General features: G+C 39.7%; 13 protein-coding genes. 4 read left to right on the top strand and 9 right to left on the bottom strand.

The features are described 5' to 3' along the window. Positions 1-19 precede the first annotated feature (19 nt). The gene (locus tag E7588_01985) at positions 20-1,078 is read left to right on the top strand and encodes a LytR family transcriptional regulator (GenBank protein MBE6688029.1); all 1,059 of its coding nucleotides are present in this window, start codon (positions 20-22) and stop codon (positions 1,076-1,078) included. Between the two features lie 185 nt (positions 1,079-1,263). Here the strand turns inward: E7588_01985 and E7588_01990 are convergent, their stop codons facing one another. Then, positions 1,264-1,818: a hypothetical protein gene (locus tag E7588_01990; protein ID MBE6688030.1), complete on the bottom strand. Its 555-nt coding sequence runs from the start codon at positions 1,816-1,818 to the stop codon at positions 1,264-1,266. 154 nt (positions 1,819-1,972) lie between these two features. Between E7588_01990 and E7588_01995 the strand changes: the two genes are divergently transcribed. Further along, positions 1,973-2,707, top strand: a complete 735-nt coding sequence (locus E7588_01995; GenBank protein ID MBE6688031.1) for a polyphosphate polymerase domain-containing protein — start codon at positions 1,973-1,975, stop codon at positions 2,705-2,707. Further along, entirely contained in the window at positions 2,700-3,365 is a 666-nt protein-coding gene (locus E7588_02000; GenBank protein ID MBE6688032.1) for a DUF4956 domain-containing protein, read from the top strand. Before E7588_01995 ends, E7588_02000 begins: the two co-directional genes overlap by 8 nt. Before the next feature lie 62 nt (positions 3,366-3,427). Here E7588_02000 and E7588_02005 read toward each other — a convergent pair whose 3' ends face one another. From E7588_02005 to E7588_02040, 8 genes are read right to left on the bottom strand one after another with little or no spacing between them, the layout of a single operon-like run. Next, positions 3,428-4,360: an SPFH/Band 7/PHB domain protein gene (locus tag E7588_02005; protein ID MBE6688033.1), complete on the bottom strand. Its 933-nt coding sequence runs from the start codon at positions 4,358-4,360 to the stop codon at positions 3,428-3,430. A gap of 22 nt (positions 4,361-4,382) precedes the next feature. Beyond that, the gene (locus E7588_02010) at positions 4,383-4,877 is read right to left on the bottom strand and encodes an NfeD family protein (protein ID MBE6688034.1); all 495 of its coding nucleotides are present in this window, start codon (positions 4,875-4,877) and stop codon (positions 4,383-4,385) included. Beyond that, positions 4,828-5,994 (bottom strand): DNA recombination protein RmuC, encoded by a 1,167-nt coding sequence (gene rmuC, locus E7588_02015; protein MBE6688035.1) that lies wholly within the window; start codon positions 5,992-5,994, stop codon positions 4,828-4,830. Before rmuC ends, E7588_02010 begins: the two co-directional genes overlap by 50 nt. 14 nt (positions 5,995-6,008) lie before the next feature. Then, complete coding sequence (gene mltG, locus E7588_02020; GenBank protein MBE6688036.1) at positions 6,009-7,448, bottom strand: endolytic transglycosylase MltG; 1,440 nt, start codon at positions 7,446-7,448, stop codon at positions 6,009-6,011. Continuing rightward, the gene (locus E7588_02025) at positions 7,438-8,388 is read right to left on the bottom strand and encodes a CPBP family intramembrane metalloprotease (protein ID MBE6688037.1); all 951 of its coding nucleotides are present in this window, start codon (positions 8,386-8,388) and stop codon (positions 7,438-7,440) included. Before E7588_02025 ends, mltG begins: the two co-directional genes overlap by 11 nt. Further along, positions 8,381-8,965 carry a 5-formyltetrahydrofolate cyclo-ligase gene (locus E7588_02030; protein MBE6688038.1) on the bottom strand — a complete coding sequence of 195 codons (585 nt, stop codon included), beginning with the start codon at positions 8,963-8,965 and terminating at the stop codon, positions 8,381-8,383. Before E7588_02030 ends, E7588_02025 begins: the two co-directional genes overlap by 8 nt. Then, positions 8,965-9,492, bottom strand: a complete 528-nt coding sequence (locus E7588_02035) for a DJ-1/PfpI family protein (GenBank protein ID MBE6688039.1) — start codon at positions 9,490-9,492, stop codon at positions 8,965-8,967. The genes E7588_02030 and E7588_02035 overlap by 1 nt, the downstream gene beginning before the upstream one ends. Before the next feature lie 13 nt (positions 9,493-9,505). Then, a complete protein-coding gene (locus E7588_02040; protein MBE6688040.1) occupies positions 9,506-10,267 on the bottom strand; it encodes a WecB/TagA/CpsF family glycosyltransferase in 762 nt (253 codons plus the stop codon). A 220-nt stretch (positions 10,268-10,487) separates the two neighbouring features. Between E7588_02040 and E7588_02045 the strand changes: the two genes are divergently transcribed. Then, a complete protein-coding gene (locus E7588_02045) occupies positions 10,488-11,858 on the top strand; it encodes a hypothetical protein (protein ID MBE6688041.1) in 1,371 nt (456 codons plus the stop codon). Positions 11,859-11,896: the final 38 nt, after the last annotated feature.

Consider the following 11,896-nt stretch of genomic DNA (forward strand, 5'->3'; position numbering starts at 1 on the left):
GCTGAGAGGTGCTTTGAATATGAAATATTCTTTACGAAATTTTGCATTGACTTTTTTGATTTCACTTATAATTTTTGGTGCAATCGCATGGAGTGTTGTAGGTTCTTTAAAAAATATGAGCCAAGACATACTTACCGGACAAGTTGTGAACAACTTGGAAGATGACAAAAGTTTTGTTGATAAAAACGATTTAAACGATAATTCTCAAACTGAATTCAAAGGCAAGAGCTTTAATTTTCTTGCGGTCGGGCTTGATAAATTTCCACCCTCGCAAAAATACATTATAAATCACGTCGATGATGATATCCCTTACAGCACAATGGAAGCGATAATGATAGTGAGAGCCGACAAGGAAAAGGAGAAGTTTATTTTTATTTCCCTGCCCACGGATTTTATCATAAATTTCAAAGGTGAAAATATGCCGTTGGGGCAGCTTACAAAAGTTTTGAATATCAACGACCCCGATCAACTTAATCTTTTGATAAACGAAATCACTGCTCTTACAGGGTTGAAAATTAATTATCATGCTTTTATCGACATGGAAAGCTTTGTTGAAGCCCTTGATAACCTGGGAGGCATAAGTTATAACGTTCCGACTGAAATGAAATATCAGGATCCCGAGCAGGACCTCACAATTTCTTTTAAAAAGAATCAAAAACTCACAAAAGCATCTGATATACTGAAAATGCTGAGATTTGTAACCTATAATTCTCCTAATGAAGCATCTGAAAATTCATTCAATTTTGAAAAAGCAAAAAGCGAAGCATTGCGTACTCAGTTACACATGAGTTTTGTCAATGAACTGTTTGAAAAAATGCTTACAGCCGAAAACATTATTTCTATTCCGATTTGGATACCGGATTTATTCAAATCAACTATAACAAACTTTGGTTTAGAAATTGTAAAGGACAACGTTGACCTCATATTCTCTTACAAGAATTATTCACATGTAAATCTCGTGTATTCTGAGACTTATAATAGCCATATCACGGAAAAGTATTCGGATTACGAGCCAAACAAAGAGCAAATTAAAGCTTCTGTTGCAAAAATTTCAACCGAAATCGGAAAACTTGTGTAAATACAATTTGACATAGATTTAGAGTATTAATATTTACACTTTAAAACCCGAAACTAAATTTGTTTCGGGTTTTAATTATTCAAAAAGGAACAATAATCCAAATCAGATCATTGTTCCTTTTGCGGTAAATATTAATTTTTTAATAACTTCTCATCCGGAGATCATTATTTTAAAAATCAATCCGATCAAAGAGCCTCAAAGTTTGCGGTAGCTGCATCAACAACTTCGGGAGTTGACATGAGAACAAGAATCATGTTATCCTTGGTGAGAACAGCTGTCTTTTCCGCTTCAGCGCATACCCACTTGCGAGGATCAAGATTTGCCTCGATGTTAGCAGCAAGAGCGGCAACATCTGTACCTTCGCTTACGCGAACAAGAGCCACCTGATGTGCGATGGAAGATATGAGAGGCATTGATACATACGCTTCATAAGCTTCTGCGGGGGCATCAACAAAGAATACACCGGGGAAAAGATCGTTGTTTACTTCAACGGTGTCAAGCATAAGTTCCTCAGGAGTAATGCCTGCAATAACCTTATCGAATGTAGCTCTGAGATCTTCAGCAGAAGACTGTGTGTTGTCTTCGCTCTGCTGTGCATCGTTGTTTTCGGTTGTTGCGTCGCCGATTGTTTCATCTGGGCTGATTGTCTGATCGTCAGCAGGCTTCTGATCATTGTTGGTGCAAGACACCAGTGCAAGGGTAAGAATGAGTGCTAAAAGAATGAGTGAAAGTTTTTTCATTATTTTTCCTCCAATTTTTTTATTTATTAGACGATGGTTTTCAAATATTGTTCCCTTTTTTTTAAAAAAAACACTTCACAGAAAAATTACAAAATCAACAAATCGACATAATATAAGTTATGTATAATCTGTAAAACTGAATGGTGGTGAATTTTTGAAGGAAAATTTTGGTTTTGTTTTTCAGCGATACGAGAAAAAGTATCTGCTTACAGAAGATAAATATCATAATCTATGCAAGGATTTAAGTGGATATATGCAAACCGACAAATATGGTCTTACCACCATTTGCAACATCTACTACGACACCAGCGATTTCAGGCTTATCCGAACTTCGCTTGAAAAGCCCAGGTATAAAGAAAAATTCAGAGTAAGAAGCTACGGGGTACCACAAAGCGACAGTGACGTCTTCCTTGAAATAAAAAAGAAATATAAAAATGTCGTATACAAGCGGCGTGCAGTTATGACACATGAGCAGTCGCTTAAATATCTGAGTAACAATATTAAACCTTATGATTCCCAGATAATGCGCGAAATTGATTATTTTTTCAGGCTATATGAGCTTTCGCCATCTGTATTTCTTGCTTATGACAGAATTGCCATGTTCGGTATACAGGATCCGGAACTGCGCATGACATTCGACACCAACATCCGAAGCAGATTTCACGATCTGAATCTCGCTTACGGAGACAGTGGAGAGTTGCTTATTGACAATGAAGCAAAATATTTGCTTGAAATCAAAACACTAAATTCAATACCGCTTTGGCTCACGCGAATTTTAAGCAAAAACGAGGTCTACCCAACCTCGTTTTCAAAGTACGGAAGAGTGTACGAAAAGCATGTAAATAAAGTTAATTTAGACCATCAAAAGGAGAACTGTACATATGTTTAACTCAATTCTTACCTATAATCCGGTAACAACACTACCTGTGCTTATATGTATGTCGGCAGCGGTTGTGCTCGGTATTGTAATAATGCTTATATACCGAACTCAGGGGTACTATTCGAGTAGTTTTATGCTCACGTTGGCTGTGATTCCGGCAGTTGTACAAGCTGTAATACTGGTTGTCAATGGGAATCTCGGGACCGCCGTTGCTGTTGCAGGCGCTTTCAGCCTTGTACGTTTCCGCTCTTTAGCAGGAAGTGCCAAAGAGATTACATTTGTTTTTTATGCAATGGCAGCAGGTCTTATTTGCGGAATGGGTTATGTATTATTTGCGATTATATTTGTTTTAGTTGTTGGACTGCTGGTAATTATCCTTTCTAAGCTTTCCATACTCGAAGCCTCTTCATCGACACGCCAGTTAAAAATCAATATTCCCGAAAATCTTGACTATTCCGATATGTTTGATGACCTTTTTGAAAAATACCTAAAATATGTAAAATTAGAACGGGTCCGCACAACAAATCTCGGAAGCATGTTTGAGCTCACTTATAATATCAGACTAAAAGACGTAAAAAAAGAAAAAAGCTTTATAGATGACTTACGATGCCGTAACGGCAACCTTACGATAATGTGCCAGTCAACCCACAGCCCTACCGATCTTTAATTATTTCACTAAAAAATGTGCATTAAACTCCGCAGAGTTTAATGCACATTTTAATTTAAGACTTATTTGTCATTCTTGTTGTCGCCGATTACTTCCTTGAATACAGAAGCTATATTCGCAACATTTTGTAACTCGGAAGGAATAATCAGTTTTGTCGCTTTACCGTCAGCAACCTTTTCCAGAGCTTCAAAGCTCTTAAGCATCAAAGCCTCTTTTCCGGGTGCGGCTTCATTTATAAGTCGTATACCATCGGCAATGGCTTTTTGAACCTGCAATATAGCCTCAGCTTCACCTTCGGCCTCGCGGATTCGAGCTTCTTTAACTGCTTCGGCACGTAGTATTGCCGCTTGTTTTTCCGCCTCAGCTTCAAGAATTTTAGACTCTTTAAGGCCTTCTGAAACAAGAACGGAAGCACGTTTTTCTCCCTCTGCCTGAAGCACCTTTTCACGTCTTTCGCGCTCAGCGCGCATCTGCTTTTCCATGGCGTCCTGTATATCACGCGGAGGTATTATATTTTTCAACTCAACACGGTTTATCTTTATACCCCATGGATCAGTGGCTTCATCGAGTATACTGCGCATCTTTACATTTATTATGTCGCGCGACGTAAGTGTGCTGTCCAATTCCAATTCACCTATTATGTTTCTTAAAGTAGTTGCAGTCAGGTTTTCAATTGCAAGCAACGGCTTTTCAACACCGTATGTGTAAAGCTTTGGGTCGGATATCTGATAATAAACAACTGTATCAATCTGCATATGAACATTGTCTTTGGTAATGACAGGCTGGGGCGGAAAATCCACAACCTGCTCTTTGAGAGAAATTCTTTTTGCAACTCTTTCCAGAAACGGAATTTGAAAATGAAGTCCGGTATCCCACGTCATTTTATATGCGCCCAATCTCTCAAGCACAAATGCTGTTGCTTGCGGGACAATTTTAATGCAAGAAATAAGTATGACAATAACAATAGCAGAAATGAGTATGATCAACGCTTCCATGAATATATACCTCGCTTTTAAATTATTGTATGTATTCGCAAATGAGCTTTACACCTTCGATTTTTCTTACAACTACCTTTGAACCGACAGGAATTACTTCACCGTTCAGTGAACGTGCCGCCCAACTCTGAGAACCCACAACAACACGTCCGACACCCTTGAAATTATCAATTTCTTCTTCAACCCTTGCTTCTGAACCGATAATTACGTCAAGATTTGTGAGTGTATCCTTTTTTCTTGAATAAATAAACTTCCCGAAAGGTTTTCTGAAAACCGCCAGTAGAACTATTGAAATCACAAAAAAAGAAATGTACTGCCACAGCGAAGGAACACCAAGTGAAGCCAGAAGAGCGCAAATAAGTGCAGTGGGCATAAACCAAATACACACAAGTATTGAAGTGCAAGCCTCTATTACCAACATGACGGCAAATACAATTAACCACATAATTGTATAAGGATTCATAATTTTACTCCTCCAATAAATTCTTAGCCACATCGGCAGAAATTTGTGTGACATTTTTGAGCTTTCGATTTATTGCGCGGGTTCTTGTACCTATGAGCTTATCCAGCTCGCTGTTGGCACTGGTAATTTTCTCCTGTGCCTTTTGCAGAACTGTTTCGAAATTTTCAAATTCTGTCTTAACAGCTCCCAAGACCTCCCATACCTCGCTGGAGCGCTTTTGAATTGCAAGTGTTCTAAAGCCTGTTTGCAAGCTGTTTAGAAGCGCTGCCATTGTAGTAGGACCGGCGATATTCACCTTATATTCTCTCTGTAAGCGCTCAATCATTCCGTGCCTTATAGCTTCGGCATACAGTCCTTCGGTAGGTAAAAACATTATTGCAAAATCGGTCGTTGCCGGAGGATATACATACTTAGTTTTTATATCCTTTGCGAAGTCACACAACCTGCGTTCAAACAGTGCCGACTGACTCTTTATAAGTGTGGCATCGCCACTATCGTATGCCTCCATAAGCTGTGCGTATATATCAGCCGGAAATTTAGCATCAATAGGAAGATAGACTTCCCCGTCTCCCGAGCCGGGTAAAACAACGGCAAACTCAACTCGGTCAGCAGAACCGGGTTTGGTGGAAATGTTTTCACAATACTGCTCGGGTGAAAGAATATCGCTGAGAATACTGCCTAACTGAATCTCGCCAAGAATACCGCGTGTTTTTACATTTGACAGAACCTTTTTAAGATCCCCCACTCCTGTTGCGAGTGTTTGCATTTCTCCAAGTCCCTTATAAACCTGCTCCAAGCGCTCATTAACCGTAGCGAAGGACCTGGCAATACGCTCCTCCAACGTCTTTTGAAGCTTTTCATCTACGGTATCACGCATTTTATCAAGACTTTCCTTGTTTTGCTGGGTAAGGCGGGATATTCTTTCTGAAAAATCGTTAAGACGCTTATCCTGTACATCCACAAGCTGACGCTGAGTTTGAGTCATAGACTCGGTGAGGGTATTCAGGCTTAGCTGCATAGCAGTTATGGTATTACGATTTTGTTCAGAAATAATGTTACTGATAGCCTGTATATCATTCGCACTCATATCGCGCGAAGAAGGTCGGCGCAGAAGCAATAAAATAAGCAATAACACCGCAACGGATCCAAGAATTATGATAACAATTTCCATCATCTCACCACTATTTATCCTATGATATTTTCGCTTTCGGCAAGTACTTCGTCGGAAAGCTCAGGTGGCGCCTGATTTGCAGATTCGCGTTTAATTTCAGCAACAGCATTATTGTGCTCGCCCAAAGTACGCGAAAATACAGCCGCTCCATTACTGCGAGTTACAAAGTAGTAATATTTTGTGTTTGCGGGATACAACGCCGCAAGTATGCTTTCAAGACCCGGATTTGCAATCGCACTGGGAGGTAAACCTTTGTACAGATATGTGTTATACGGTGAATCCACTTCGAGATCCTTGGGTGTGATTTCTTTTTTACGTTCTGCAAACGAATACTGAATTGTAGCATCGGATTGGAGATAAGGCGCATCCCAGTTATTCAGTCGGTTGTGAAAAACAGAAGAAATATTCTCTAAATCCTGTTGCAAATAACCTTCTTTTTCAATCAAAGAAGCGATATTTACAATTTCATCAACACTGTAACCCAGTGCTGTGCAGCGATCGTAATACTCCTCTTCAAATTTTTGATTAAAGTTAGACAGAAGCTTGGAAATTATAAAACTTTCGTCGCTATCGGTATAAAAATCGTAGGTATCGGGATACAAATAACCCTCCAGACGATATTTTCGTCCCGGTATATCACGCCAATTTTCAAGAGCCTTCACAAATTTGTAATCGTAGTCGTAATTGTTTATGGCTTCAACAAATTCTTCTCTGTTTCCAACTCCTGCGTCGGTAAATATTTTTATAGTCTCGTCAACGGTCAAACCCTCCTTGAATGTAAGTGTAACGATAGTTCTTCCACCGCTTTTTTTCTTGAAGGTAGACAGCATCATATCATAGTTGAGCATGGAAGAAATTTCATAAGTCCCCGCCTTAAGTTCAATAGGTGTTTTATTGTTGCGATGTCTGTACCAGGTATAGAATTTAAACACCTCAGGATGCTCGATCATTCCCTCGGCGTGCAAAATGTCCGCCAATTCCGACACGGTTGTGTTATCCGAAACCGTAATCACAGCACTTTTTTCTGGCTTTACAAAAGCGAAAATGTCGTTAGCGTAAATAATTCCAAAGTAAGAAAGTATACCCGACACCGCAATTACAGCCACAATATATATAAGAGCCTTTGCAATACCAAAAATCAATCCACTGCCATTTGAGCCATCAGTTGAAATATTATCATTTTCACTTTTTGATTCCAAATCCTTTTTGGGGAGTGTATTACCTTTCTTTGCAATGTGCTCCGCTTTGTTCTCGGTTAATTCTTGCTCAGCAGGCACGTGAGCTTCTTTTGGGGAAGTTTCTTTGATACTCGAATCCTTGCGGACATTTACAGCCGGTATTGCACGGGTGCGTGCCGGACTGTTCTGAACGTGAAACGTATCCGTAACAAGTACATCCAATTCATCCTGCTTATTTGTGTTTTTATTTTCTTCCATATTTACCTCACAGTACATTAATGGTGGCAGTTATAAGAAAGATAGCCGCAGTAACAAGAAATGCGGGCGAAAGTATCAGCTTTGAAAAAACCGCGGTTGCATCATTCTTGTGTTCTTTAACATTTTTTACAGTTTTACCGTTTTCTAATGCGTTGAGTTTTTTGATAATTTCATTTTCCTCACAATCGCAGGCTTTCTTCCGGTATATACTTTCCAAAACCGAAAAAGTAAAAAACACAGTAATCAGCAAAAGCACACCCAGAATAAATAACGGCATTGCAGAATCCGAGATTTTTCCGATATAGTTTACAACCATATTCTCGGCATAAATATTATATGTGTTATAAATCATGTGTAAGACTATCGAAGGGATTACAGAATCTGTAACAGCGCAAATCGTTCCAAAAAAGATACCCACATATAAGTGCTTTGGCAACAAGGCGAAAGACATCTCAGAAAACGAAAACAGTAATGTCGACATTATAACTGCACAGACTATTCCGAATGTCCTGTATTCACTGAGAACCACCCCCCTGAAAAGCAGCTCTTTTAAAAACGCAGGGACAATTATCAGCCCAAGAACAGAATATATATGCTGCTCACCCACAAAAGAATACGCCGTAACGCGGGAAGAGTATATAATGCCTTGAAAATAATACAAATCCAATGCCACAAACATCAAAAGTCCAAGCAAAAACAATAATGCCAGACAAACCGTCAACAACAAATTGCGGTATGAAAACAAATTAAACTTAAGTGACTTAAAAAACATCACATTACGCACTTTACAATAAAAAGCAAGCGGTAACATGTACACAATCAGCTGAACAACCGTAAAAGATAAATAATAATCAGCACCGTTAAGTACCGCTGTGTTTATTATGTTGTCCGAAATCAGAAGAAGTATCATTATGACACTTACGAATATCGGGGCATAAACAGCTTCATTTTCACGCATTTGGTGTAAAAATTCCTTTCTCGGTTATAATCATATCAACTTTTGAATCGTACTTGCCCACCGGAATTGTATCAAGAAGGAAATCGGAATAACACAATCCTATCTTAGTACCCCGGAAATCACGCAAAAAACGGTCATAGTAACCCTTACCGTATCCTATACGGTAACCGCGTCTGTCAAAAGCAAGCGCCGGAACAATACATACGCAGTGGCCCTTGGGTTCATACAAAGGAAAATCATCCGCAGGCTCGGGAATATCATACATTCCGATGTGTAAATCCTCAAGGGAATCAATACGATGAAAAATCATAATATCTTCATTATTTTCGTTCTTTGTGCAACGAGGAAGGCACACCGTGATACCTCGTTCAAGAGAAACATTTATTATGTCCATCGTTGAAATTTCACTGCCAACCGAATGATATATCAATAACGTATCAGTCAGGCGAAATGTAGTAGTTTTTAATAAAATATCCAGAATTTTTTTATCATCGGCTTTTTTCTTTTCCGCAGCAACAGATGAACGATTCGCCTTGAGAGTACGCCGTAACTCTTTCTTTTGAATTGTTATGTGCATTATATCAACATTCCGTTCTTTACTTTATCCACTGTGGTTTTATCGCAGAGCGCATATGCCAGCGCAAATCCAAAATCAAATGAGGTTCCGGGGCCTTTTGAAGTTATAAAATTTCCGTCAATAACAACACAGCCGTCGGCAACAACAGCGTCTTTAAGCTCAGAGATAAGCGATGGATAGCATACAGCCTTTTTTCCGTCCAGCAATCCCAAAGATGCAAGCAAAGTGGGAGCGGCGCATATAGCTGCGATTTTTGCATCCGTAGCGCTCAATATGTCACACAGCTTTTTAGATTTAGACAGATTTTCAACACCTAATGTTCCACCGGGAAGAATATACATTTGAGCATCATCTGTAATATCTTCAATCATCGCATCGGTTCTTACTCTTATGCCATGTGCACCCAAAGCCTCGGTGTTGCCCATGACGCTTACGGTTTTTAATGCCACGCCGCATCTGCGCAGAATATCAATTACAGCAACAGCTTCAATTTCTTCAAAGCCGTCACCCAAAAACATATATACCATACTTTGTGTCCTTTCAGATATTATTCTTTCTTATCATTGTTTGTAACAAAAACTTCGGTATTTTCATCATTCTTCCAAGTCTCTGCGGTTGTTTGACAAGGCGGTAAAACCATTCGAGATTATTCTTAACAAAAAAGTCAGGCGCACGGTTCACACGTCCCGCATACACATCAAGACTTCCGCCCAAACCAATAAGCAGTTTTGCGGTTGTGTCATTTTTGTGCTCATGAATCCATTTTTCCTGTCGCGGACAGCCAAGGCATACAAAAACAACATCGGCACCCGATCTATTTATAAGTTCTATAATTTTTCCGCTTTCCTCATCCTTGAAGTAGCCGTCTGCCGTTCCGCAAACATCAAGTCCCGGATACTTATTGGCAAGATTAATTGCCGCCTGTTCCGCGGTCGAAATGACTACATTCCCGTTTTCGTCGGTATACTCAGGCTTAGACCCCAGGAAGAACATCTTTTTACCGTTTGCCGCGCAATACTCAACAATTTTTTCGGCAAGCTCGCATCCTGCGACCTTACCCTTAAGAGGTGTTTTAAGAATCCTTGAAGCCAAAACAACCCCTGCGCCATCCGGAATTATCATATCAGCAGAGTTTATGACACTCAGCATATCTGCATCCTCAACACAAAACTGTACAATTTCAGAATTAGGCGTAAAAATGACGGAAGCGGTAGGTGCATTGATGAATTCAACGGCTTTTTCCATGGCTTCACACATATCGACATTATCGAAAAGCACGCCTCTTATGTTTATTTTTGTCATATCATTATCCTTTCAGACATATTATTGTTATTTTACCACAAAATCGTACAATAATCAATACCAAAAAAGAAAATTATTCCCATTATTTGCTTGACAATTGCGTATAAACATGATAAAATATATTCATGAAAATTTATTTATGCAATCACAGGAGAAAAATATGAATATCAACGAATTTCTGGCGCAGAAAAAACTCAAACTATACGAAGCATCCGTTAACATGATTGACGGACATACCATATGCATGGTCAGCGATGACAACAATGACTATCTGCTGGATAACGGAATAGAAAAATTCTCAGGCGAAAAATGCGGTGAGTTTACTCTCAGCCCGCTCACTCACGAAAATGCCGTAATCTTACGTGAACTTTTTGATTTCACTTGTCCCAAACCCGTCCTCAGAGAAAATTGTTCCTTCGGTGTGGGCGACAGACTCGGTCTTGCAACTGACGGACACATCAGTGTTTTTGAAAATTACAACGCATATCCCGTGCTTGTTCAGCAGTCAATACGTGAACTCAATCTCACGGGAAGGACATATGAAAATGTTCTCGACTGTGCAAGTTTTTCTGTGTTTAAAAACGGCTTTAAAAAGCCCTTCGGTGCGGATGGTGACCATCTCAAAACACCGGAGGACATTGAATACGCACTCGGCCTCGGATTTACAATGATAACCTTGGACTGCAGCGAACACATTTCAAACTCTGCCGCAAAACTTTCAAAGGATGAGCTTGATAAAACAGAAATCCCCGCCGAAATCGCACAGCTGTACCTCGAAAAGAATTTTGACGTTGGTGAAGGACTTGTTCTCACCTTTGATAAAACCACGCTTGCTCAGACTTACCTCATATACCACAAGGCCATTGACTTTGCATGCGATATGTTCAATAAATATATCACTGACAAAGTTGATTTTGAGGTCTCAATCGATGAAACCGAAACTCCCACCACTCCACTTCAGCATTTCTATGCTGCAAACGAATTAATCCGACGCGGTGTCAAGGTTACAACAGTTGCTCCGCGTTTCTGCGGTGAATTTCAGAAGGGTATCGATTACATCGGAAATATAGGACAGTTCGAGGAAGAAATGAAGCTTCACTGTACCATTGCGCGCCACTTCGGCTACAAGATCAGTGTTCATTCCGGATCTGACAAATTCTCTGTATTCCCTATAATCGGTAAATATACCAACGGAAACTTCCATGTTAAAACCGCAGGAACAAACTGGCTGGAAGCCATGAAAGTCATTGCTCAGACAGAACCCGCTCTTTACCGCGAAATACATGCTTTTGCACTTGCCAATTTCAGCGAAGCAACCAAGTACTACCACGTTACGACCGATATAAACAAAATTCCCGCGCTTGATACTCTTACAGATGCTGAACTCCCCAGCCTGTTTACCATGAACGATGCACGTCAGCTCATACATATTACCTATGGTCTTATACTGAGTGAAAAGAATTCTGACGGTTCTTTCAAGTTCCGTGATTTGCTTTACAAAGCATGGAGAGTTCACGCTGCGGAATACAAAGAAGCTCTCTACAACCACATTTCAAGACATCTTGATTTACTTGGCACTGCGAAAGCATGATTACAAATTCAAATAGACGTTATACTAAATACAGATAT

The sequence above is a fragment of the Oscillospiraceae bacterium genome, assembly GCA_015065085.1.
GTDB lineage: Bacteria > Bacillota > Clostridia > Oscillospirales > SIG627 > SIG627.